The sequence below is a fragment of the Allorhizobium ampelinum S4 genome (genome assembly GCF_000016285.1).
Classification (GTDB): Bacteria; Pseudomonadota; Alphaproteobacteria; order Rhizobiales; family Rhizobiaceae; genus Allorhizobium; species Allorhizobium ampelinum.
Genome location: NC_011989.1, coordinates 1,323,544 through 1,348,038 on the forward strand (window position 1 = coordinate 1,323,544; position 24,495 = coordinate 1,348,038).

Annotated in this window: 19 protein-coding genes; 7 read left to right on the forward strand and 12 right to left on the reverse strand. The window is 57.7% G+C overall.

What is annotated here, in order from left to right; genetic code table 11:
• Positions 1-17: 17 nt before the first annotated feature.
• Complete coding sequence (gene mntR, locus AVI_RS06195; RefSeq protein ID WP_080516964.1) at positions 18-551, reverse strand: manganese-binding transcriptional regulator MntR; 534 nt, start codon at positions 549-551, stop codon at positions 18-20.
• Positions 552-786: 235 nt separating this feature from the next.
• Here mntR and AVI_RS06200 point away from each other — a divergent pair, with 235 nt between their 5' ends.
• On the forward strand, positions 787-2,148 hold the full coding sequence (locus AVI_RS06200) for an Nramp family divalent metal transporter (protein ID WP_015915558.1): 1,362 nt from the start codon (positions 787-789) through the stop codon (positions 2,146-2,148).
• On the opposite strand, the gene AVI_RS06205 is transcribed toward AVI_RS06200, so the two are convergent.
• From AVI_RS06205 to AVI_RS06230, 6 genes are all read right to left on the reverse strand, one after another.
• Positions 2,132-3,151, reverse strand: a complete 1,020-nt coding sequence (locus tag AVI_RS06205; RefSeq protein ID WP_015915559.1) for a DUF2891 domain-containing protein — start codon at positions 3,149-3,151, stop codon at positions 2,132-2,134. The genes AVI_RS06200 and AVI_RS06205 overlap by 17 nt on opposite strands.
• On the reverse strand, positions 3,151-4,128 hold the full coding sequence (locus tag AVI_RS06210) for a small ribosomal subunit Rsm22 family protein (protein WP_015915560.1): 978 nt from the start codon (positions 4,126-4,128) through the stop codon (positions 3,151-3,153). Before AVI_RS06210 ends, AVI_RS06205 begins: the two co-directional genes overlap by 1 nt.
• Positions 4,129-4,183: 55 nt before the next feature.
• Positions 4,184-4,636, reverse strand: coding sequence for a GNAT family N-acetyltransferase (locus AVI_RS06215; protein WP_015915561.1), 453 nt, complete (start codon positions 4,634-4,636; stop codon positions 4,184-4,186).
• 41 nt (positions 4,637-4,677) lie between these two features.
• Positions 4,678-5,832 carry a ribonuclease D gene (gene rnd / locus AVI_RS06220; protein ID WP_015915562.1) on the reverse strand — a complete coding sequence of 385 codons (1,155 nt, stop codon included), beginning with the start codon at positions 5,830-5,832 and terminating at the stop codon, positions 4,678-4,680.
• A 235-nt stretch (positions 5,833-6,067) separates the two neighbouring features.
• Positions 6,068-7,480, reverse strand: coding sequence for a multicopper oxidase family protein (locus tag AVI_RS06225; protein WP_015915563.1), 1,413 nt, complete (start codon positions 7,478-7,480; stop codon positions 6,068-6,070).
• Between the two features lie 87 nt (positions 7,481-7,567).
• Positions 7,568-8,803 (reverse strand): MFS transporter, encoded by a 1,236-nt coding sequence (locus AVI_RS06230; RefSeq protein ID WP_015915564.1) that lies wholly within the window; start codon positions 8,801-8,803, stop codon positions 7,568-7,570.
• Positions 8,804-9,022: 219 nt separating this feature from the next.
• Between AVI_RS06230 and aspS the strand changes: the two genes are divergently transcribed.
• Positions 9,023-10,828: an aspartate--tRNA ligase gene (gene aspS, locus AVI_RS06235; RefSeq protein WP_015915565.1), complete on the forward strand. Its 1,806-nt coding sequence runs from the start codon at positions 9,023-9,025 to the stop codon at positions 10,826-10,828.
• 4 nt (positions 10,829-10,832) lie between these two features.
• Positions 10,833-11,363 (forward strand): FUSC family protein, encoded by a 531-nt coding sequence (locus tag AVI_RS06240; protein ID WP_015915566.1) that lies wholly within the window; start codon positions 10,833-10,835, stop codon positions 11,361-11,363.
• Positions 11,364-11,443: 80 nt separating this feature from the next.
• Here AVI_RS06240 and AVI_RS06245 read toward each other — a convergent pair whose 3' ends face one another.
• A complete protein-coding gene (locus AVI_RS06245; RefSeq protein WP_015915567.1) occupies positions 11,444-12,667 on the reverse strand; it encodes an AsmA family protein in 1,224 nt (407 codons plus the stop codon).
• A 199-nt stretch (positions 12,668-12,866) separates the two neighbouring features.
• Here AVI_RS06245 and parC point away from each other — a divergent pair, with 199 nt between their 5' ends.
• Entirely contained in the window at positions 12,867-15,143 is a 2,277-nt protein-coding gene (parC, locus tag AVI_RS06250; RefSeq protein WP_015915568.1) for a DNA topoisomerase IV subunit A, read from the forward strand.
• Between the two features lie 210 nt (positions 15,144-15,353).
• Here the strand turns inward: parC and AVI_RS06255 are convergent, their stop codons facing one another.
• On the reverse strand, positions 15,354-17,378 hold the full coding sequence (locus tag AVI_RS06255; RefSeq protein ID WP_015915569.1) for a putative bifunctional diguanylate cyclase/phosphodiesterase: 2,025 nt from the start codon (positions 17,376-17,378) through the stop codon (positions 15,354-15,356).
• A gap of 310 nt (positions 17,379-17,688) precedes the next feature.
• On the opposite strand from AVI_RS06255, the gene AVI_RS06260 reads away from it, so the two are divergent.
• Together AVI_RS06260 and AVI_RS06265 are read left to right on the forward strand one after the other, a co-directional pair.
• Positions 17,689-18,735 carry a class I SAM-dependent methyltransferase gene (locus AVI_RS06260; protein ID WP_015915570.1) on the forward strand — a complete coding sequence of 349 codons (1,047 nt, stop codon included), beginning with the start codon at positions 17,689-17,691 and terminating at the stop codon, positions 18,733-18,735.
• Between the two features lie 469 nt (positions 18,736-19,204).
• Complete coding sequence (locus tag AVI_RS06265; protein ID WP_015915571.1) at positions 19,205-20,989, forward strand: sensor domain-containing phosphodiesterase; 1,785 nt, start codon at positions 19,205-19,207, stop codon at positions 20,987-20,989.
• Positions 20,990-21,072: 83 nt separating this feature from the next.
• Here the strand turns inward: AVI_RS06265 and AVI_RS06270 are convergent, their stop codons facing one another.
• The 3 genes from AVI_RS06270 to hemB all read right to left on the reverse strand — a co-directional run bounded on the left by AVI_RS06270 (position 21,073) and on the right by hemB (position 23,764).
• Positions 21,073-21,834, reverse strand: a complete 762-nt coding sequence (locus AVI_RS06270) for an arginyltransferase (RefSeq protein ID WP_015915572.1) — start codon at positions 21,832-21,834, stop codon at positions 21,073-21,075.
• A gap of 335 nt (positions 21,835-22,169) precedes the next feature.
• Positions 22,170-22,628 carry an RDD family protein gene (locus AVI_RS06275; protein WP_015915573.1) on the reverse strand — a complete coding sequence of 153 codons (459 nt, stop codon included), beginning with the start codon at positions 22,626-22,628 and terminating at the stop codon, positions 22,170-22,172.
• 122 nt (positions 22,629-22,750) lie between these two features.
• Positions 22,751-23,764, reverse strand: coding sequence for a porphobilinogen synthase (gene hemB, locus AVI_RS06280; RefSeq protein WP_015915574.1), 1,014 nt, complete (start codon positions 23,762-23,764; stop codon positions 22,751-22,753).
• Positions 23,765-23,964: 200 nt separating this feature from the next.
• Between hemB and AVI_RS06285 the strand changes: the two genes are divergently transcribed.
• Positions 23,965-24,384 (forward strand): DUF6163 family protein, encoded by a 420-nt coding sequence (locus tag AVI_RS06285; RefSeq protein ID WP_041696413.1) that lies wholly within the window; start codon positions 23,965-23,967, stop codon positions 24,382-24,384.
• The last annotated feature ends 111 nt before the right edge of the window (positions 24,385-24,495 follow it).

Sequence of the window (24,495 nt, forward strand, 5' to 3'; positions counted from 1 at the left end):
GATTGCTGCTGTTGTTGTTATTGGTGATCGTTGATCTCGTCTGCCCGTGATCCGGCGAGTCCCTCAGTCAGCGCTTTACGAAAGGCCGCGAGCGTTTCGGCGCTGACATAGTGCTCGATTCCTTCGGCGTCGATCCGCGCGGTCTTTTCGCAGACGCCGAGCATTTTCAGAAAATCCTCAACAGTCTCGTGCCGCTCCCGGCTTTCCCGAGCCAGTTTTTCTCCGGCCTGGGTCAGGAAGACTCCGCGATAGGGCTTGCGGGAAATCAGACCGCCCTCGGTCAGTCGGGCCAGCATCTTGGCCACGGTCGGTTGGGCGACGCCGAGCCGTTGGGCGATATCGACCTGACGGGCCTCCTGACCTTCGGCGATCAGATCTGCGATCAGTTCGACATAATCCTCCACCAGCGCGCTGCGTTGCGCCTCGCGCGCCTGCCGGAAGCCTTCAGAATGGGCGTCGGCATCCGGCAGGGAAACGGTCCGGGGCTTTGAAGGTGACGTGCGCGCCAAATGCTGGTCCTCGTATTCAGTGGGGTACTCGCCTTGCACCATTTTTGACGCAACCGTGCGCTGTGGCCTGGTCCAGGCGAAACAATGCAGTAGCAAGTCTTGGCCTTGATGACCAGCCTCCGGCGGCTTTCGAAAAACAGCGGGATTGCGGGATGCGGCCCATAGGCAGAACCTTCGAATAAAGCCAATGCAATAGAATATAGCCTATTGCATAATTAAAAAAACCGGCGCAGATTGTTGCGAATTAATCGCAATAAAAACCAGGCTACGGGCACTTATGTCGAAATTGGAAACCAGTCCCGCCCCGAAAGGGGCCTGGGGTTTTGCGCGGCCGGGAGACGACCGCGCCAGTCTGCCGGAAGTGCATGCCTCGGTTCATGTGCCGAAGATCGGCTCCTGGATGCGCAAGCTGATGGCCTTTGCCGGACCGGGCTATATGATCTCGGTCGGCTATATGGACCCAGGTAACTGGGCGACGGATATCGCTGGCGGATCGCAATTTGGCTATACGCTTTTGTCGGTCATCATGATTTCCAACCTGATGGCGATCTTGTTGCAGGCGCTGTCAGCCCGGCTTGGCATTGCTACCGGGCGAGATCTCGCCCAGGCCTGCCGCGATCATTATTCGCCGCCGGTGCGCATCTGTCTGTGGCTGGCCTGCGAAGTGGCGATTATCGCCTGCGATCTGGCCGAAGTGATCGGCACGGCCATCGCGCTGCAATTGCTGTTCGGCATTCCGCTGATCGGCGGCGCGCTGATCACTGCGCTCGATACCTTCCTGCTGCTGCTGTTGATGAACAAGGGTTTTCGTTTCCTGGAAGCCTTCGTGGTCTCGATGCTGACCATTATCGCCCTGTGTTTCCTGGCGCAGATCATCGCCGCCCAACCGCCGGTCGCCGAGATTCTATCGGGCTTCATTCCCTCCGCCGAAGTGATCACCAATCGCGAAATGCTCTATGTCGCCATCGGCATTATCGGCGCGACGGTCATGCCGCATAATCTCTACCTGCATTCTTCCATCGTCCAGACCCGCGCCTATGAGCGCAATGACCGTGGCCGCAAGGATGCGATCAAATGGGCGACACTGGACAGCACGATTGCCCTGATGCTGGCGCTGTTCGTCAATGCCTCGATCCTGATTATCGCCGCCGTGGTGTTTCATGCCAATGGCCGCACCGATGTGGCGGAAATCGAGCAGGCGCATCAATTGCTGTCGCCGCTTCTGGGCTTCGGCCTTGCCTCCACCCTGTTTGCCGTGGCGCTGCTGGCCTCCGGCATCAATTCCACCGTCACGGCAACGCTGGCCGGACAGATCGTCATGGAAGGGTTCCTGCGGCTGACCATCCCCAATTGGGCGCGCCGCCTGCTGACCCGCTGTCTGGCGATCATTCCGGTCGTGATCGTCACCTGGCTTTACGGCAACAAGGGAACGGCGGAACTGCTGGTGCTGAGCCAGGTCATCTTGTCGATGCAATTGCCCTTTGCCGTCGTGCCGTTGGTGCAATTCGTCAGCGATAAGCGCAAGATGGGCTCGTTCGTCATTTCCCGCTGGACGGCTGCCCTGGCCTGGGTGATCGCCGCGATCATCATCGCGCTCAATCTCAAACTGCTCTGGGACGTCTTCAGCGGGGCTGTGTAAGCGCCAGCACGGCAAAACTTGCCAGCCAGTGCTCGCCCATGTATTCGCCCGCGACATGGGCGAGTGCAGCATCCAGATGCCGTTCAGCGGCTTGGGTGAGCGCCAGGCTGGCGGCATCCTGATCCTTCAGCGCCGCTGCCAGCGCATAAAAGCACCAGGCCCGGCTGAGGTTCAGCCCGTCCAGATGGGCGATCTTGCCATCGCTGCGGTCGGAAACATTGGCCGGCTGCATCAGATGCGCAGGCTCGCCCCGGGCGAGATCCGGCAGGAAGCGTGACAGCCAGCCGGAAAATTCCCCACGTGGCAGAAGCCGGCGCATGCATTCGGCCTCGATCAGCGACGAGGACAGGAATTCGTCGCCGGAGGGTTCTCCCCAGGCCGTGCAAGTGTGGTCGTCGCCATACCAGCGCCGTGCCGTTTGCTCAAGAAGTGTCAGGAATGCGGAATTGCCGGATACGTGCCCATAGTCTGCGGCCAGCCGCAGGGCAAAAGCGGTATTGTAATGGGTGCCGACCCGAACCGGATAGGTCGCCAGCGGCAAAAATGCCTCAAAGCGCGCGACGATCCGTTGGGTGAGCGGCAGCAAGGCCCGCGCCCAATCCGGCTTTTCATGCCCCTCAAATTCGGCTGCAAGCGCCAGAAGCCAGCCCCAGCCATAAGGCCTTTCATAGCCACGGGATGACGGCCTGTCGAAATAGCGGCATTCTCCGGCGATGTTTTCCGCTACCAGCATGGTATCGAACAGGTCGCGGATGGCCGGTGCCGATGGCATGCTAGGAAAAAGCCTGAGCAGCCGCGCCAGCATCCAATAGCCATGCACGCAGGAATGCCAGTCGAAACTGCCGTAGAACACCGGATGCAGGGCCGAGGGCGTCACTTCAGTCTCAGCACCATCGAACACATGCATGATGTGATTGGGATATTCCCTGGTAACGTGGCCAAGGGCAATTTCGGCAAAGCCATGTGCCGTCGCGATATCCAGTATCCTCTGTGGCATGGCCATCAATCTTCCTCCTCGGCGATCAGCAAGTCACCCCAATCGGCTCGGCGCGCCGCCTTGAAGAGTGCGCCATCACGGCGGCTGAGAGTGGTCTCCTCTGCCGTTCCATTGCCTTGGCACAGTTTCAGCTTCACCATGCCGCTGGCCAGCCGGGGCGGCAACAGGACCCGCGCACCGGATAAGGTCACAGGCTGGCGCGAGGCGGCGATGAAAATGTATTTCTCGTCTTCCCACGGCACTTCGCCTTGTTTCACCTGCCGATGCAGGCGGGAACGGGCAACGCGCCTTGAAAAGTGACACCAGTCCGGGCTGACGATGGGACAGAGCTGCTGGTGAGGGCAGGGTGCAAGCAGATGGGCGCCCGCATTGAGAAGCGCCTGCCGTGCCGTGACGATCCGCTGCCAGCCTGCCGGCGTGCCGGGCTCGACAATGATGATCGTGCCGGCGGTCAAGGCCCAGAGCTTTGCCGTCATGCTTGCCACCGCATCGATCGGTAACTCATCGAGCACATAAGCAAGCGTCACCAGATCGGCAGGCTCAAGCGGTGGCAGGGTTTTGGTGAGATCGCCCGCCTGCCAGTCGCAGGCAAAGGGCAGGGCTTGCGAGAGGCTTTTACCGATGGCGCGAATGGCAGGGCTGGCCTCGATCAGCGTCGCCTGTTGTAACTGCGGCCAGCAATCGGCGGCGGCCCAAAGCGCGGTGCCGGGGCCGGAGCCGAAATCGCTCAAGGTTCTGGGTGCAAAATCCGCCTGCACCTCGGCCACCATGTCCATCGCCGCCCTGACGGCGGCGAAAGTGGCGGGCAGGCGAGCGGCGAGATAAGCGCGTGCGGCCAGATCGTCGCTGATATGCAACTGCCCGTCGCGTACTTCCTTGCGGTAACGCTGGGACAGGCGTTCGGCGGCTTTCATCAAGGGCGCAAGCGGTTGATGTTCCAGCAGGCGCTCAACGGCGCTTTTCAGGGGTGAGGGGAGTTCCAAGGTAACGGTCCGGCGGGTTGAAGAATTGGGAAACAGTGCTGCGAGGGCGATCTTATCAGCCGGACGTTACGCTGTCCCATTCCGGTTTCAGCAGTGACATCTGCACGAGGTCACCGCGTTGGTCCTGACGATGACCATAGGCCCCGCGCAGCACGCCTTCCTGTTGAAAGCCGAGCTTGCTGTAAAGCGCGTGGGCGCGCCGGTTATTCGGTATGTGGGTTAGCCAGATCCGATAGGCGGAGGTGGTGGTGAATGCCCAATCCAGCGCAAGCCGCATCATCGCCGTGCCGGTTCCCTTTTCGGGAGCGGCAACCACGACGCGCTTGATATAGAGATTATCCTGCGGATCATTGATGTCGCGGAACAACACGAAGCCGAGCGGCTCGCCATCCGGCGACACGGCGATCCGATAGGCCTTCGCCGGATCATTGAGATTGGCAAGGTGTTCCGCCGCGCTGAACCGGCCGACCAGCAGGTCGTAACCGGGCTGGCGCTCCGCTGACATCATGAACCCGATATCGCCTTCTGTGGCCGCGCGCAGCGACACCATCAAGGTTCGATAAATTCGACGGCTTCGATCTTCTTGCCGACGAAGCGGAGGGCAACCCCGCCATTGATCAGCTTCAGCGCCGATTCGCCGAACAGATCACGCCGCCAGCCGCGCATGGCCTGCACATCGGCCTGTTCGCCCTCGACGGCAATCTTTTCCAGGTCGTCGGTATTGGCGATCATCTTGGCGGCGACGCCATGCTGTTCGCAGGTCAGGCGCAGCAGTACCTTGAGCAGTTCCACAGCCGGTGCCGTGCCTTCCGGCACATGGTTCTGGCGTTGGACCTGCGGCCATTCGGCCTTGGGAATTGCCAGGGCGGCATTGACCGCGTCGATGATCGCGCCGCCCGGTGCCGAGCGCTCCCAGCCCTTCGGAATGGTCCGGAGCCGTCCGAGCGCCTCGACATCCCTGGGCTGCTGCTGGGCGATTTCGAAAATAGCGTCGTCCTTGATCACCCGTGAGCGGGGGACGTTGCGGGCGCGGGCCTCACGCTCGCGCCAGGCGGTCACGGCCTTCATCACCATCAGCTCCTGCGGTTTTCTCAGCCGCATCTTCAGCCGTTGCCAGGCATCGTCCGGGTGTAGATCATAGGTGTCGCGGGATTCGAGGATGGCCATTTCCTCGCTCAGCCAGCTGGCGCGGCCTTCACGCTCCAGTTCTGCGTTCAGAGTCAGGTAGACATCGCGCAGATGGGTGACATCGGCGAGCGCGTAATCCAGCTGCTTTTCCGAAAGCGGACGGCGGCTCCAGTCGGTAAAGCGCGAGCTTTTATCGATATGGATATTCTTGATCTTCTGGACCAGCTGGTCATAGGACACGCTGTCGCCAAAGCCGCAGACCATGGCCGCCACCTGGGTGTCGAAGATTGGATGGGGAATGAGATTGCCCAGGTGAAAAATGATTTCAATATCCTGGCGCGCGGCGTGAAACACCTTGATCACATCGCCATTGGCCATCAACTTGAAAAAGGGTGCAAGATCGAGCCCCTCGGCCAGCGGATCGACAATGACCTCTAGATCGGGACTGGCCATCTGGATCAGGCACAGCTCCGGCCAGAAAGTGGTTTCACGCAGGAATTCCGTATCAATGGTGATAAATTCAGATTTGGCCAGTTTTTCGCAAGCGGCTTCTAAATCTTGAGTTGTAGAAATCATTGGGCCCCGGCATATCTCTTCGAATTCATTTCTTTCCTTCCCCCTTGCGTCCTTATTGTCAAGTTGATGACAAGGTTTGAGGCCGTCTATGGCCAAAACTCCCCGGTTTTTAACGGATCGTGACGCCAATGTGACCGAGAGGACACGGTGCCTGTCCAAGGCCCCGGCAGCAGCGGGTTCGGGTCGGTTTTCTACCTGGGCATGAAGCACGAATGCCGAATGAGGATGCCTCCGGTCATGTGACCCTGACATAGCTGGTCATGCCGGTCTTCTGGTGCTCGATGATGTGGCAATGCAAAACCCAGTCGCCGGGATTGTCGGCCACCAAAGCGAGTTGCACCTTTTCATCGGGCATGACCAGGTAGGTGTCGGAGATCAGCGGTACCGCAGGGCGGTTGTTGGAGGCGATCACCTGGAAATTCATGCCGTGCAGATGGATTGGGTGGGCGTGAGGCGTGTCGTTGACGAGGTCGAAGATGTAGCTCTTGCCCAGCTTCAATTCAGCCAGCGGCGCGGTCGGGTCGGGTGTGTCGCCCGGCCATGTCACCTTGTTGATCGCCCAGAAGGAATAGCCGAGCGTGCCGCAGATTGACTCTTTCGCGCCGTTTTCCGCCGTGGCGGAGAGCACCAGCGGAATATGCTGGGCGGATGCGAGATCTGGCTTGTCGAAGGGATTGGGCCGCAGCGGCGGCACGTCCTTCAGATCGCGTTTCAAGGACGCGCCGGTGGCACGGAAGCTGACGACGGTTTTTGGCGTGCTGGGGCGAATATCGGTCAGCCGTGCCTCGCTGCCTTCGCTGTCGGGCATTTTCAGGATGATGTCCATGCGCTGGCCGGGGGCGACGATAGCAAGCTGCATCGGCAGGATCGCTGGCACCGGCTGGCCATCCAGCGCGACAATGACCGCTTCTGCGCCTTCCAGTTTCAGCGTATAGATCCGCGTTACGTCAGTATTGACGATCCGAACCCGAGTAAAGCCGCCGCTGGGCGCATCGTAGCGCGGCTCCACCTGCCAATTGGCAGTGCGCACGGTGCCGAAGGTTCCGGCCCGGGCCGTGTCGCGCGGCTTGAATAGCGCGATGAACTGGCCATCTTCGCCCAGCCGCCAGTCGCGCAGATTGAGATCGATTTCCGCGTCGAAGGCCGGGTCGTCGGGGTCTTCTACCACGATCATTCCGGTCATGCCGGTCGCCATCTGGGTCAGCGTGTTGCAATGTGGGTGATACCAGAACGTGCCGGCATCCGGCGGCGTGAAGGCATAATCGAAGCTGTCGCCCTGATAGACATAGGGCTGGGTCAGGAAGGGCACGCCGTCCATGGCGTTTGGAATCCGCAAGCCATGCCAGTGAATGGTGGTGGCATCATCGATATGGTTTATCAGTTTTGCGGCGAAAGGCTCGCCCCGGCGCATGCGGATGGTGGGTGGCATTGCCGCCGTCTGGCCCGGCAGAGCAAAGCTCATCAGCTTTTTCGTCTCATGGCTGCCGTCGAGGGTGACTGAGGTAAACCGTGCCTCGATTTCCAACGGCTTGGGGGCGGCAAAGGCCATGCGTGCGCCCTGGAAGCGGCTGGCAATGCCGAGGCCCGCGCCATAGGCAGTGGCAACAGCGGAGGCTTTCAACAGGGTGCGGCGGGAGAGAATGGGCATGATGGGCGGTTCCAGCGTCGGACGGGACGTTGGTCTTTTAAAGTTGATTGTGGAAATCAGCAATATCCCAGGCCTATGCCGCCGAGCCTATTTCCGCTTCGTTCGCACAGGTGCAGCGAGCTTGCTGAAAAAGGCGGAGGTGCGTAGCAGCGCCCGGAAGGGATAGCGCCGCTCCTCCGTCGGGACCGCTTCGCGCGCCCGCATCCGCAGCAGGGTGTAGAGGATGAACAGCGCCAGCACGACGACCATATAGGAAAACAGCGCCCTTGGTCCGAAATGGTCGAGCAGGACGGAGGCAAACATCGGCCCGACCACGGCCCCGCAGGACCAGAAGAACAGGGTTCCTGCCGAGACCAGCGCATGCTGGCCGGGGGCGGCATGGTCATTGGCATGGGCTGAGCACAGCGAATAAAGCGGCATGGCAAAGGCGCCGAACAGGAAAATCCCGATAAAATTGAGGATTTCGCTTGTTCCCGCCACGAAGGTCAGGAACAGACCAGCCAGCATGGCACCGCCTGCGGCCACCAGAATGATGGTGCGCCGATCCAGCTTGTCGGAGTAATGGCCGAGCGGATATTGTAGCACGACACCGGCAAAAATCCCGATGCTCATGAAGGTGACGATGGCCGTGACCGACATGCCGATGCCTTCGGCATAGATCGGTCCGAGCGACCGGAAACTGGAATTGGTAAGCCCCACCACAATACAGCCGATGGTCGCCAGCGGCGAAATGCCCCACAGGGCCTTGATGTTAAACTCCACATGCCGCGGTGGGGCAGGGCTGGTGCGGTCGGCAAAGGAAATCGGTACCAGAGACAGAGATAGCGCCATGGCGATCAGCGCAAACAGATCGACACCAGAAATGCCGACCGCCGGAATGATATATTGCGCCACAGTGACCGATCCCAGATCGACGAAGCGATAGATCGACAAGGTGCGCGCCCGTGTCTCGTTGGTGACGCGGGCATTGAGCCAGCTTTCCACCACGGCGAACAGACCGGCAAAACAGACGCCCTGTATCAGCCGCATCGAAAACCATGCGGCAGGGTGAATGAAGATCAGCATGGCGATGGAGGCGGCAGAGGCAATCGCCGCCAGCCCGGCAAAGGCGCGGATATGGCCGATGTCCCGGATCAGCCTCGTCACATAGATGCAGCCGATGGCAAAGCCGATATTATAGCCGGTGCCGACCACGCCGATCATCGTCGTCGAGAACCCTTCTTCAAGGGCACGCAGCGAAATGAACGTGCCCTGCAAGCCATTGCCGCCGATCAGAATACCGGCGGTGACGAGCAGGGGCAAAAGCGGACGTATATCGTTCATGATGGGCCGGATTTTCAAATGCAGGTGAGTCGGGCTATAACAGCATGCGACGTTTACCCCGGCAGGAGATGCCGATATAGCGTAAATCCAAAGCGTAAAAGCCTGTAGCCTTGACAAATCGGGCCGGCCATGCGCTTTTCCGCCCGATTTTCCATGCCAGCCAAGCGCGCATTCCTTGCGTCCGTGCTGACCTTTTACACATGTCCAGGATCGTTCGAAATGCATCGTTATCGCAGCCACACCTGTGCCGCTCTCCGCAAGTCCGATGTTGGTGCCACCGTGCGCCTTTCCGGCTGGGTCCACCGCGTCCGCGACCACGGCGGCGTTCTCTTCATCGACCTTCGTGACCATTATGGTATCACGCAGGTGGTGGCCGATCCCGATAGCCCGGCTTTCAAGCTGGCCGAGACCGTGCGCGGCGAATGGGTGATCCGCATCGATGGCGTGGTCAAGGCCCGCGCCGATGAGACCGTCAACAAGGCCATGCAGACCGGCGAAATCGAGCTGTATGCGCAGGAAATCGAAATTCTCGCCGTGGCCAAGGAATTGCCGCTGCCAGTGTTTGGCGAGCCGGACTATCCGGAAGATGTGCGCCTGAAGTATCGCTTCATCGACCTTCGCCGCGAGACTCTGCACAAGAACATCGTCAAGCGCACCCAGATTATTTCATCCATGCGCAACGGCATGAGTGAGCTTGGCTTTGCCGAATACACCACGCCCATCCTGACCGCCTCTTCGCCCGAAGGTGCGCGCGACTTTTTGGTGCCAAGCCGTATCCACGAAGGCCAGTTCTTCGCCCTGCCGCAGGCTCCGCAGCAGTATAAGCAGCTGTTGATGGTGGCTGGTTTCGACCGCTACTTCCAGATTGCGCCCTGCTTCCGCGATGAAGACCCGCGCGCTGACCGTCTGCCCGGCGAGTTCTACCAGCTCGACGTGGAAATGAGCTTCGTGACCCAGGAAGATGTCTGGACCACGATGGAACCGATGATGACCAAGGTGTTCGAGCAGTTTGCCGAAGGCAAGCCTGTGACGAAGCAATGGCCACGCATTCCCTATGATGAAGCGATCCGCAAATACGGCTCCGATAAGCCCGATCTGCGTAACCCGATTGTTATGCAGGCCGTGACCGAGCATTTCGCTGATTCAGGCTTCAAGATTTTCGCAAGCATGATTGCCGCCAACCCGAAGGTTGAGGTCTGGGCGATCCCGGTCAAGCACACGGAAGCAACCGGCGCGATTGGCCGCGCCGTTTGCGACCGCATGAATGCCTGGGCGCAGTCCACCGGCCAGCCGGGCCTTGGCTATATCTTCTGGAAGGAAGAAGACGGCAAGGTTGCCGGTTCCGGCCCCTTGGCCAAGAACATTGGCGAAGAGCGCACCGCCGCCATTGCCGCCCAGCTCGGCCTTGGCGCTGGCGATGCCTGCTTCTTCGTCGCCGGTGATCCGGCCAAGTTCTATAAGTTCGCTGGCGAAGCCCGCACCCGTGCAGGTGAAGAGCTGAACCTTATTGACCGCGACCGGTTTGAAATGTGCTGGATTGTGGACTTCCCGTTCTACGAATGGAGCGAGGAAGAAAAGAAGATCGACTTCGCCCACAACCCGTTCTCCATGCCGCAGGGCGGGTTGGAAGCCTTCGACAGCCAAGACCCGCTGACACTCAAGGCTTACCAATATGACGCCGTCTGCAACGGCTTTGAAATCGCTTCCGGCTCGATCCGTAACCAGTCGCCAGAACTGATGGTCAAGGCGTTCGAGAAGGTTGGTCTCAGCCAGACGGACGTGGAAGAACGCTTCGGCGGCCTCTACCGCGCCTTCCAATACGGCGCACCGCCGCATGGCGGCTGCGCATTCGGTATCGACCGCGTGGTCATGCTGCTGGTGGGCGCCAAGAACCTGCGCGAAATCTCGCTGTTCCCGATGAACCAGCAGGCGCAGGATCTGTTGATGGGGGCACCGGCTCCGGCAACCCCAACCCAGCTGCGCGAATTGGCGCTGCGGGTGGTGCCAACGCCGAAGAAAGACTGAACCGATGTGGTCCCGGTTTGCGAGCCATATCCGGGATGCCTTCAGCCACGCGACCGCCGCAGCTTTAGCTGCGGCGGTCGCTTTTTATGGTGCCCACTGGCTGTTCGGCCACCAGCAGCCGATTTTTGCCGCCATAGCCGCGATCATCTGTCTGGCTCCGGGCATTCCCAATCACCTGCGCCAAGGCATCAATGTTGTCATTGGCGTGACCATCGGCATCGCGGTCGGCGAGCTGATCTTTCTCCTGCCGATAAGTGTGCTCGGCGTGCAGATTTCGCTCGCCATATTCGCCGCGATGTTTCTGGGCGCGCTGGCCAATCTGGCACCCGTCACGCCTATCCAGGCTGGCGCCTCAGCACTTCTGGTCATCCTGCTTGGCCCTGCGACCGGTGGGCTGGTGCGCTTTCTCGATGTCATCATCGGCGTCTCCACCGGACTTGTCTTCGCGCTCATCCTGTTTCGCAATGCGACGACACTGCATGACACGGCTATCACGCCCAGCAACGATGCAGGGCAGGGGCCGCAGGAAAAATAGCGCAATCTTCAATAACGCATTCCACAAAAAAAGCCGCCAGTCTGGCGGCTTTTATCGTCTATGTTCGAGTTCGATGACCCTTAGTCGTTAGACGTTACCTTTGCGCCCAGAACCTTGGGCAGCGTTTCCGGTGCGCCCATGGCCGCGCCGACGATCATCGGGAAGGGGACCGGGTTTTGCGGTTCCGCGGAGATCGTCAGGCTCTTCGGATTGTCGATATAGGCATTGACGGCTGACGTGACGACATTCTGGAAATCGCCAAGCTTGGCCTGGGCCAGCATCAAAGGCATCATGGCCTTGACCATCTGGCCCATATCCTTGCCCGAGACGCCCTGTTGGCTGCCGCTATAGGCCAGTGCCCGTTCGGTAATGCCGGCATCGTCGAAGCGGATATCGGCGCCCAGGAAGGACATTTGCTGCATCAGGCCGAGAATGGCGATGCCGGAGGCCTGCTGCGCCTGCGGGTCCTTGGCATTGGTTTCCATGGCCCGGGCGGTTTCCTGAAGTTGCTTGACCAGGTCCAGCGTATAACCGGACAGGCCAAGCGCCACCGTCAGCTTACCAACATTCTTGAAATCAAGCGTGTAGTTTTGAACGTCAATCGTTCCCGATTGCAGTTCCCAGCTGCCTTTCATGGTCATGCCGCCATCCAGCATGCTGATTCCGAGCTTTTCGATTGCATCGCGGCTCTTTGGATCATCGACGGTGGACAGATCGAGCTTGAAGCCTTTGACAGTCCCTTCGAAAGCGAGGCTGGCGCCATCGTCCTCGATTGCCGTTGTCGCTTCGGCCTCGGCCATGGACAACACTTCCTTGCCATCCGCCTTGACGCTGATCGGGCCGCTATGGGCCTTTTCGTAAAACAGCATGGAGGCGAGGTCGCCGCCATCGGTCTTGGCCGGAACGGTGACGCCGGACAGGTAGAGATCGGAGGCGGTGACGGTTGAGTTGTTTTCAACCAGATTGAGCGGCTGGAAATCGACCCGGTCGATTTCATAGGAGCCGTCCTGGTTTTCGATGACGCCGCTCATTTTCACGTCGCCGATGGAGACTGGCGCGGCATCCGGGCCGGTATCCGACGCTTTGGCTGGCTTCAGCTTGGTACCCCGCAGCGTTACGACATCGCCGTTGATATCGATAGAACTGGCGGTAATGGCCGCATTGCCCCCGGTATAGGATTTATTGATCTTGGCGAGCAAATCCTGGCCATCCAGCGCAAAAGCTGCTGAGGGAAGCACGAGAATGGCGGCACTGACCGAGAGGATACGGCGCAGGGCAGGCCCGGCGGATTTATGCGTCGTCATAACAATTCCCTCTAAGAACAAAAGGATATGCGCGATTGCGCGGTCATGATCCTTTATAAGACAGTGCGGAAATCCGCCATGCTTTTTGTCGTACTCGTTTGATTTTGTCTCATAGACCCCAAACGCCCTGATCGGATAATCCACAGGTGCATCCCCCGGAATCCTTGCCGTGCAAGGGGTTCTCGGCTACGCAAGGGGCATGGGAAAAAGTCTTATACCGCCTGGCGACGGTGGCGATAACGTCACACCGATCGATCTGAAATATGCGCTGGAAGAGCGCTACCTGGCCTATGCGCTGTCGACCATCATGCACCGGGCGCTGCCTGACGTGCGCGATGGGCTGAAGCCGGTGCATCGGCGCATCATCCATGCGATGAGCGAAATGGGGATCAGGCCCAATTCCGCCTTCAAGAAATGCGCCCGTATCGTCGGCGATGTCATCGGTAAATTTCACCCGCATGGCGACCAGTCGGTCTATGACGCGCTGGTGCGGCTCGCCCAGGATTTTTCGCAGCGCTATCCCGTTGTCGATGGTCAGGGCAATTTCGGCAATATCGACGGCGATTCGGCGGCTGCCTACCGATATACCGAAGCACGGATGACCGACGTTGCTGGGCTTCTGCTCGAGGGTATCGAGCAGGATGCGGTGGATTTTCGCCCGACCTATAACGAGGAAGACGACGAGCCGGTCGTGTTGCCCGGCGCTTTCCCCAATCTGCTCGCCAATGGCGCCTCCGGCATCGCGGTCGGCATGGCAACCTCGATCCCGCCGCACAATGCCCATGAGCTGTGTGATGCGGCGCTTTATCTGATCAAGAACCGTAGCGCTTCTGTCGAAGAGCTGTTTGCCGATCCGGCTCATCCGCAGCGCGGCGGCATCGAGGGACCGGATTTCCCGACCGGTGGCATTGTCATCGAAAGCCGCGAAAGCATGCTGGAAACCTACCGCACCGGACGCGGCGGTTTCCGAGTGCGGGCCAAATGGGAGACGGAAGACCTCGGGCGCGGCGGCTATCAGATCGTCATTACCCAGATCCCGTTCCAGGTGCAGAAATCACGGTTGATCGAAAAGATCGCCGAATTGCTGATCGCCAAGCGCCTGCCGTTGCTGGAAGACATTCGCGATGAGTCAGCCGAAGACGTTCGCGTTGTGCTGGTGCCGAAGAGTCGTACCGTCGATCCGACCATCCTGATGGAATCGCTATTCAAGCTGTCTGAGCTGGAAAGCCGCATTCCCTTGAACATGAACGTCCTCTCCCAAGGTAAAGTACCGAAGGTGATGGCGCTGAACGAGGTGCTGCTGGAATGGCTGGATCACCGCAAGGACGTGTTGGTGCGCCGGTCGCGCTTCCGTCTGGCGGCCATCGACCGGCGGCTGGAAATTCTCGGCGGCTTGCTGATCGCCTATCTCAATCTCGACGAGGTGATCCGCATCATCCGCGAGGAAGACGAGGCCAAGGACGCACTGATTGCCCGCTTCGAGCTGACGGACAACCAGGCCGAAGCCATCTTGAACATGCGGTTGCGCAATTTGCGCAAACTCGAGGAATTCGAGATCCGCAAGGAACATGATGCTCTGTCCAAGGAAAAGGCAGAGATCGAGACATTGCTGGCCTCTGACGACTTGCAATGGGGAACGATTGCCTCGGAAATCGGTGAGGTGAAGAAGAAATATGCCAAGGCGACCGACATTGGCCGCCGCCGCACGCTGTTTGCCAATGCGCCGGATGCCGATGTCGATGCCATTCAGCAGGCGATGATCGAGAAAGAGCCGATCACCGTCGTCATCTCCGAAAAGGGCTGGATACGGGCGCTTAAGGGCCACAGCTATGACAAGGTCAGCCTGACCTTCAAGGAAGGCGATGGTCTGCGCGTGGCCTTCCCCGCCCAGACCACAGATAAGATCCTGCTGGTGACCACCGGTGGCAAGGTCTATACGCTTGGCGGCGACAAGCTGCCCGGCGGGCGCGGCCATGGCGAGCCGATCCGAATCATGGTCGATATGGAAAACGATCAGGATGTGCTGACGGCTTTCGTCCACGATCCAGCCCGCAAGCTGCTGATCGCCTCGACGGGTGGCAATGGCTTCATCGTCGCGGAAAGCGACATCACCGCCAATACCCGCAAGGGCAAACAGGTGATGAATGTCGGCATGCCGGATGAAACCAAGCTGGTCGTGCCGATTTCCGGCGACCATGTGGCTGTGGTCGGCGAAAATCGCAAAATGGTGGTATTCCCGCTGGCACAGGTCCCGGAAATGAGCCGCGGCAAGGGCGTGCGCCTGCAACGCTATAAGGACGGCGGTGTCTCCGACATCAAGTGCTTTACCCTTGCAGACGGGCTTTCCTGGGAAGACAGTGCGGGCCGGAGCTTCACCCGCAGCAAGGACGAACTGTTGGAATGGCTGGGCGATCGGGCCGGGCCTGGACGCACGGTTCCCAAGGGCTTCCCGCGCAGCGGCAAATTCAGCGGCTGATTGCCCGTTTCGTCCTGCGCACCATGTAGTGCGCAGGACCGCCGGTTCCGTTTTGCCAATTGCTCAGGCTGTAGCGTATTTCTGCATTTCCGAGAAACGTTGAATGCACTAGAGCATCGGACCGAAAATAGGAATCGGAACGATGCTCTAGGTTCTTGTTTAGGCATCGGATTCATCCGAAAACCGGTTCCCACTTTTCGGTCCGATGCCCTAGCTGATAAAATGGGTAATCAGCGGCGCGTCTGTGCTTTCCGCCTCAGTTTGGCTAAAATGGTTCAGGGGTTTGGACTTGAAGACATCCAGGGTGGCCGGGCGGCCGATGTAGAATCCCTGTACATGATCAATGTCGAACTGCCGCATCAACTCCAGCTGTTCCTCGGTCTCGATGCCCTCGACAAGAATGCGGTGGCCACGATTGCGGACCAGCGCGATGATGTCGCGCAGCATGGAGCGTCCCTTCGGCGTATCGCTGTCATGAAGGAAGGACCTGTCGATCTTCACGGTGTCGAAATTGAAGAGCCGTAGCCAGGACAGTCCGGCGAAACCGGTGCCGAAATCATCCAGCCAGATGCGGATGCCCATATTTTCAAGGTCCTTGATGCAGCGCAGTATGTCGGATTGACGATCCATATTGATGCCTTCGGTAATCTCGAAGGCGACATGCTGCCCATCAACGCCGGTATCGATCAGGATTTCAGCCACGGCGGCGGCAAAGCCGCGGGTTTTCAACTGAATAGGAGAGACATTGATACTAACGACCGGCGCGTGGCCGGGAACGAGGATTTCGGTGCAGGCCTGGCGTAGCGTCCACAGGCCGAGATCAAGGATGGACCCCGTTCGCTCGGCAATCGGAATGAACACCGAGGGTGTGACAGGCGTCCCATCCAGCAGTTTCAGCCGCATCAGGGCTTCAGCAGCGTCGATCTTGCCGGTCGTGAGGTTGAGGATCGGCTGATAGACGAGGGAAACAAGGTTATTGGCCACAGCCACCCGCAACAAAGCGGCAATGTGTTCGCTATCGTCGCTGCTTTGCGGATCGTTCGGGTCAAACAGCCGCACGCAATTACGACCATTGGCCTTTGCCGAATAGAGCGCCCGGTCCGCCTCGGTAATGATCTTTTCCAGCCGTGGACCGAAATGAGGGCGTGTGAAGGCCGCGCCGACGCTGACCGTAACGACGTTGATGCCATCCTTGCGCTGATCATGGACCAGCGACATTTTTTCCACGGTATTGCGAATCATCTCAGCCAGCAGCCCAACATCGTCACGGCTAGCGGCTGGAGCCAGAACGATAAATTCCTCGCCGCCATAACGGCCAATGGAGGCATTGAAGGGCAGGAGGGCTGTCTTCAGAGCATTGGCGACCAGGACCAGACAGTGGTCGCCAGCCTGATGGCCGTAATAGTCGTTGTATTTCTTGAAAAAATCGACGTCGACCAAAATTGCGGCAAAGCCGGTTCCTGAACTTTGCCATTCAGCCCAATTGTCCCGCAATCGCTGATCGATGGCACGCCGGTTTTCAACGCCGGTCAGATAGTCTGTGTTGGAAAGGCGCAGCAGCGCTTTGCCGCGTTCGATCGCTTCCCGATGCTGCTTGCGTGCCTCCAGCGCGTTGAGGAAAACATTATGTCGCTCCCTGTTCAGCCGTAGATTGACGTAGCTGGTGAAAATGAAACAGGAGACAAAAAACGTCCCAAAAGCAATAACATAGGAGGTTTCTTCCGCGAAATTGGTTGTAAGGCTCCAGAAAAACAGCAGGAGAACCACAGCCGATGTCGCGATGGATAGCAGAAAGTCCAGGCCAAAGAAAAGGTTGGCGCTCATCATGAAAATAGTCCCAAAAACCATGTAGTAACGCAGGTTCTCAGACAATTCAGTCATTGAGGCCACATACAGCCAGACTCCATAGCCGATAATGAGGGCAATGGAGCATGTCAGGTCTATCCACGCGGCCCTGACCTTCAGCCAAATCTGCGTTTCCAGAGAGACAATGGCGAGCACGCCGATGAGCAGCCGGATTTTCATTTCCGTTACGGCAACATCCGGAACGAGTAGGAAATCGGTTATGGAGAATAGGATATAGACAATGCTGGCTGCCCAAAGTCCAAATCTGGCTTTATGGATCCTATCCTGCTCAGTCTCTTCCCGGTAGAGCTTCGCCATTTCTGCGGTTCGCCTTCTATCGGAAACCCCGCTCCTAGTCACGGTATTCGGATCGGGCAGGGTATTCTTCATGCTGAATTCCATCGATAGATCGTCCTCAGAGGGAATCCAAGCCCTACCTTCCAATGTTTCATTGGAGCGCCCGTTGTCATGCCATCTTTTCGGTAAAGTCAGAGCCCTAATTTACAGCATTTATAGAGTATTAACACTCGCTTTTTTACCTGCGTCGATGCAGTGCATGCTTTACCGGCCTGATACAATAGGGGATTTTAGTCGTTAACCTTAATTCAAGAAGACCCCGGCATCCAGTCGCGGAATCAACAATCAGGCTTTATAGTTACAAAGTCATTAACACTCTTGTTTCAATCTTAAGGGTAGCCCCATGCAGCAAATTGAAATTACGCTCGATGGAGAGAGTTTGGTTACGCCGGAGACCATTGCAACTGCGGTTTTTTCTTCGAAAATTAACGATGGAAGAAACAGCGATCTCAAGACCGCTGAGGCAGAACTTGCGATTTTTTTGAATATTGCCCAGCAGAAAGTACAAAAAAAGGCGCCGGTAGAGGAAGTTTTAGCGCTCGTTATTTCTAATCTCCATAAGATTCGTTCGAAATATACGCCGGAGATCTGGAGAAGCCTTATTCCACTTGCGCAGAATCATCCCGTTAGTAAATTTTTTCACGAAGACCCCTTTACCCATTGGTCATTCGTCAAACCACGTGGATATTCCGGCGATGCACATCTTCTCGATTTCATCTATGGACATGAAAGTGTAGCGGAAGAAGTTGCTGGCGCGTCCGAACTTGGCCGCATGCTTTACAGTCACACCAGGGAGTCCGGGGCTCCGGTAGCGGTGCGTGAGCGGCGCGATATCGTCGCCCGCCATGTGGATGAAATTGCCTCGTCACGCGGTCCGGATGCGGAAATCATGACCGTTGCTGCGGGCCATCTGCGGGAAGGCGCCCGTTCCGTTGCCCTTAAGGAAGGCAGGATCAAACGCTGGGTTGCCCTGGATCAGGATCCGCTTAGCATTGGCTCGATCCGGCAGGATTTCGAGGGGACATGTGTTGAAGCTGTCGATGGTTCGGTTCGCAGCCTGCTGACCAATTCTCATCAGCTTGGTACATTCGATTTCATCTATGCTTCCGGCCTTTACGATTACCTCAACGACAAGGTGGCGGTAAAGCTGACGAAGAAATGCCTATCCATGCTGAAGCCGAATGGCGTTTTCATGTTTGCCAATTTCTCGGACGATTTTGACACCGACGGCTATATGGAAACCTTCATGAACTGGGCGCTGCTGCTGCGGAGCGAGCAGGACATGTGGCGCGTTATTCATGCAAGCACACCAGAAGGCGATATCGATGCTCAGGTCCGTTTCGGTGCCAATCGCAATATTGTCTACGGCTTTATCCGCAAGATCGGCTAGGCTTAACTATGGGTTTACTGTATAAGTCCGTGAATATATTATATTTGCGGCTTTATGCAGAATCTATGAGACATTTCACGAGCCTGCGCGTTGCATTTCAGGTGCGTGGCTCGTTAAAGAAAATCGATTTCATTTATTTTGCAGCCAGCATATCTCCCAAATGACTGGTTGTGGTTCCCCAAGCCCAGAATTCTTCTGAATTCTGGGCTTTGTTTTGCATGAAAACAATGATTCATGATGCTATAACCATAGATAAATTCCAGCTTTTTGCAGTTAATATCGTCACTTGGTTTTAATCACTTCTGCGCCATATGGAACAAAGGCCGTGCGCGAGCGTTTTTGATTTCAAACCGTGCTCAATACGCAAGCCGGAAGAGTTTTTTGCCTGGCTGCGCCTTTCGGAACCGCGTTTCTGCGTGGTCGGCTTTCGGCATGATAATCAGATGCTTCGAGCCCTACTAAGAAGGCGATGACCGTGGACCAAGAGCGCGAACTGGCAAGACTGACCAGCCTACGCAACCTGAAAATACTTGATACCCTACCGAGTGAAAGCTTCGACCGGATTACTCGAATCGTATCGGAATTTTTCGGACTGCCAGTCGCGGCCGTGTCGCTGACAGATGTCGATCGCCAGTGGTTCAAGTCGAAAGTGGGAATCGAGCATAACCAGATTCCACGATTCAAGGCGCCCTGTGCTGAAGTCGCGGAGACTTGTCGGCCGCTGATCGTCAACGATTTTCACAATGATGCCTTTTATGTCGATAGTCCCCTCGGTCAGGCTGGCGTGCGGTTCTACGCCGGTGTGCCGCTGATGACGACGGATGGCTATTCCCTGGGCGCGCTCTGCGTTCTTGATAATGAACCTCACACGGTCGGCGACAGGGAAATGGCCGTACTCTCCGATATGGCGGCCATGGTCATGGCGCAGATAGAAATGCAGCATGCCGTTGGCCGTATTGAGGCCGCCAGCGGTCTGCCCAATCGCTTCCAATTGTTGAGCGACCTTGCCGATATTGGCAAGCACGGCGGGGGCAAGGAACGGTTGATCGGCGTTCTCGATCTTGCGCGCACCATGCAGTTCGACCGGTTGTCGCGTGTCATGGGTCCATCGCATCTGGATGGTGTCATCCGCTCCGTGGCGCAGTTCCTGCAGAGGGCGGTAGGTGATCATACCGCCTCCTATCACATTGGCGCGATGCAGTTTGCCTTGATCCCGCCGGAGGACGTCACATCCGAAAGCCTGCTTCCTATGCTGAAAAGCTTGCTGTCCGATGTCGGTGAGGTGGCCAATCTTCGTTTGACGATGACACCCTCGCTTGGGGTGACCTGGTTCAATCCGGGCGCAATGGAGCCGGAAAACGTGCTGCGGTCGCTGCAAAGTGCGGTTCAAGACGCGCGTGACAGCGAAACCGGCATTGCCTTTTTCTCCGACGATCATGACCTGCTGCATCGCCGTAACTTCCGCCTGTTGCAGGATTTTCCTGTCGCTCTGGCGTCGCAGGATCAATTGCATCTGGTTTTCCAGCCGAGGCTGTCTTTGAAGACCGGTCAGGCGGAATGCGCCGAAGCGTTGCTGCGCTGGAACCACCCTGAACTGGGGTCGATTTCACCAGCCGAATTCGTGCCAGTTATCGAAGCCTCCGATCTGGTGCGCGCCATGAGCGCCTGGGTGATCGACAAGGCGCTGTCGCATCTGGCCGTTCTGCGAGGTCAAGGCATCGATATGCGATTGTCGATCAATATTTCGGCTCTCAATCTGAATGAGCCGGAATTTCTGGAACTGCTGAAGGAAAAGCTGGCGAAATACGATGTTCTGCCGGGTCAGATTGAATTTGAACTGACGGAAACGGCGATGATGAGGGAGACCGAAAAGTCACTCGACCTTCTTCACGCGCTGAGCGCCCATGGTATCCGGCTGGCGATCGACGACTTCGGCACTGGCTATAGCAGCCTGGCCTATATGCAGAAATTGCCTGCTGATGTTGTGAAAATCGACCGTTCTTTCGTCGCGGATATGGCAAAAGGCAATCGCGAGCGCGTCTTGGTGCGATCGATGATCAACCTTTCGCACAGTCTAGGCTATGAAGTGGTGGCGGAAGGCGTCGAAACGCTGGAAGCTGCTGATCTCCTGCAAGCGATGGGTTGCGATGAGATTCAGGGCTTCTGGCTGTCGCGTCCCATGGCGGCGGAAGTCCTGCCGGAATGGCTGCGCCATCGGCATGGGGCTGCTGATCAGGCGGCTCAGGTCGCCTGATCCACTCTACCAAATCTCAAAAAAAATGCTGAGGTATCCTCCTTTTGAGGAGGCTGCCAAAGGCATACGAAGAGTAATCTTTATTACTCTTCGACGCCGCTCTCTGGCTCATAACGGGTCCAGCCCTGACTGAGCAGATGTTCTTGCGGCAGGAAGCGGATTTTATATCCCATTTTACGGGAGCCGTTCACCCAATAGCCCAGATAGACATGGGGTAGGCCCATTTCGTTGGCACGGCGGATATGGTCGAGAACCATGAATGTGCCGAGAGACCGTTTTTCCATGGCCGGATTGAAGAAGGAATAGACCATCGACAATCCGTCGCTGAGGATATCGGATAGCGCCACGGCCACCAGTTCGCCGGGGCGGTCGCTGTCCTCGTCCACTTTCGGCAGGCGATATTCGATCACCTTGGTTTTGACATGGCTGTCTTCCACCATGATCGCAAAGTCGAGCGCCGACATGTCCGACATGCCGCCCTGCTGGTGGCGATGATCGAGATAGGTGCGAAACAGTGAGAATTGTTCGGTCGAAGGTTGGGCGGCAAAGACGCTGCTGGTGAGATCTGCATTGACGCCCGCCACACGCCGCATGGTCCGGTTCGGCTGGAATTCCCGGGCGACGATCCGCACGGATATGCAGGCGCGGCAGGTTTCGCAGGCCGGACGGTAGGCGATATTCTGCGATCGGCGAAAGCCGCCCTGTGTCAGAAGATCGTTCATTTCCGGCGCGCGTGGTCCAACAAGGTGCGTGAAGACCTTCCGCTCCATTTCCCCCGCCAAGTAAGGGCAGGGCGCGGGTGCTGTCAGATAAAACTGCGGAGACGTAGCAGCCTGCGTGTTCATGCTTTGTCTATGCGTCCTCTCAGGCACCCGGAAAAGCGCGCTTGCTTCATTGGCCGGGAATGCACATTACACCAAGACATCGAAGGTGCTAACGCATCCTCACCTTGCAGGAATTTCGAATATCTCAAATGCATCAAGTGCTTGAGATATTCGAAAGTGCAATGCCAGAAGTCACTTTCAATGATTCCCGGTATTGCCCATGACCTTCAAGTTCATGTCTAGCATGGCTCAAGATTTCAAAAGGTCAACTCTTTCATTTCACGATTTGGTTGCTCAACGTGAAATTGTAGTCATTTCTAACGCGACTAATAATTTTTAGCGGATGTCGACTTCACTCAGCCAGCGCGAAGCGCAGCCGTACCGAGCAGCAAGTCATGGACCAATCGCGAACGATCAGTAAACAGTCCCGCCAGCAGGATCAGTGGCGTTAACACGGAATTGAGGATCCAGAACAGTGCCAGATGGGCAATGGCCGTGACGAAATCAATCTTGGTGCCATCCAGGCGAATCATGGCAATTCCCATGGCTCGCATGCCAGGCGTCGCCTGAGTGCGACCGGCCAGCGACAGACCGAAATAAAGGCCCGCGACGATGAAAAACAGAATGGGATAAAGGAGCCAGCCGAGGCCAAGTGTGATGACGCCGAGGAAGAACACCACAACGGCGGCGGGAACCCACAGGAGCCCGACCAGGACATAGTCGATAATGAAGGCAAGGACCCGGCGCGACAGCACGCCGCTATAGGCGCGCCAGTCGGTCGGAGCCACGGTGGTCATATTCGGATCGAAGCTCATGATCGTCTCCTTGGTCGATGACGATGATATGGGAAGTCCCGCTCCGAAATACAATTGCCTGACATCTTTACAGTCTAGCCAGGAATCGCTGCTGGCGTGCTGCAAATGGCAGTGCCGAAAACTCAGCTTCTGGCGAGCCGCTTTGCCGCGTCCACGGCGAAATAACTGAGAATGCCATCACATCCGGCCCGTTTGAAGCAGAGCAGTGTTTCCATCATTACCCGCTCTTCATCAATCCAGCCATTCAGACCCGCAGCCTTGATCTGCGCATATTCGCCTGACACCTGATAGGAAAAGACCGGCAGGCTGAAGGCTTCCTTGAGACGCCAGCAGATATCCAGATAGGGCAGGCCGGGCTTGACCATCAGCATATCCGCCCCTTCCTCAACATCCATGGCGGCGTCCCGCACTGCTTCTGTGCCATTGGCCGGGCTGATGTAATAGCTGTTCTTGTCGCCCTTCAGCAGGCCTGCGGTGGAAATCGCCTCGCGGTAGGGTCCGTAATAGCCGGAGGAGAATTTCGTTGCATAGGACATGATGCCAACCGACTGATGACCAGCGGCGTCGAGCCCGCGGCGGATCGCGCCGATTCGCCCGTCCATCATTTCGGACGGCGCGATAATGTCGGAGCCAGCATCGGCTTGCAGGATGGCTGCCTTGACCACCTGATCGACCGTTTCGTCATTGACGATATCGTCGCCGCGCAAAATACCGTCATGCCCATGGCTGGTAAAAGGGTCTAGCGCCACGTCGGTAATCACGCCGATGTTGGCGACGGCTTTCTTGATGGCCGCTGTCGCCTGGTTGAGCAGGTTATTGGCTTCCAGGATATGGGAACCCGTCTGGTCACGCAGGTTCATCTCGATATTCGGAAAGGTGGCAATGGCCGGAATGCCAAGATCGGCGGCTTCCTTCACCGCCTCGACCGCCTTGTCGACACTCATCCTGTTGACTCCCGGCATGGCGGCGATCGGCTCGACGATGCCGCTACCGGGTACGAGGAAGATCGGCCAGATAAGGTCGTCCACCGTCAACCGGCTTTCCTGTACCAGCCTGCGCGTCCAGTCCGCCTTGCGGTTGCGGCGCATGCGCCGGTGGCCGGTAATATCGTCGACGAGGTGGGTCTTGTTGGTCATCGCGGTCTCCAGTCTTCAGGCCTGCTCTCTTATGATGCCGTTTATCATGCACTGGGATGTTTGCCCACTGCGGCAACCTGACCGGCCCCACCTCCGGGCATAGCGATGCTCGAATAAAACTGTCTGCGGATTGTTTGTCTCCCCATAAATTTCACCTGTCGCCGATACCGGTCCGATCAATTATGCGATATCGTCGCACCATGATTGATGATGTCGTCCATACGCCAAAGCCCAGCCTGGTAGACCTGTTGTTTGTGCTCTTCCTGCGCGTTGTTGCGCTTGCCTGCCTTTGGCTGGGCTTGCAATTCTGGGGGCTGCTGGTGGGCTTTGCGGGTGACGGCCTTGGGCGGTTCGACCTGATGAATGTGCCTTGGCGCATTGCCAGTTGCGGGCTTGCCGTGATGCTGCCGGTGGCAGGGGTTGGGTTGTGGATGACGGTCTCCTGGGGGCCTGTCATTTGGGTCATTGCCGCCAGTGGCCAGATCCTGATGCATGCCGTATGGCCGGGCATTTTCGGGCGCGATCCGTTGATCGTCGCATTCCATCTGATTGTCGCCGTCGTTTATCTCGCTTTCCGCCTGGCGATCCTGCTGCAAAAGCGTCGGCGCGCCACGGCATAAGGAATGGTTTACCCTGATACAAGCAGGCTGAATGGTAAGCCTCTGTTAAGCCTGCGTTTTAAATAGAATTTTATCTGCATTCGATATTGTCACTCACAAGGCGGTTGGAAA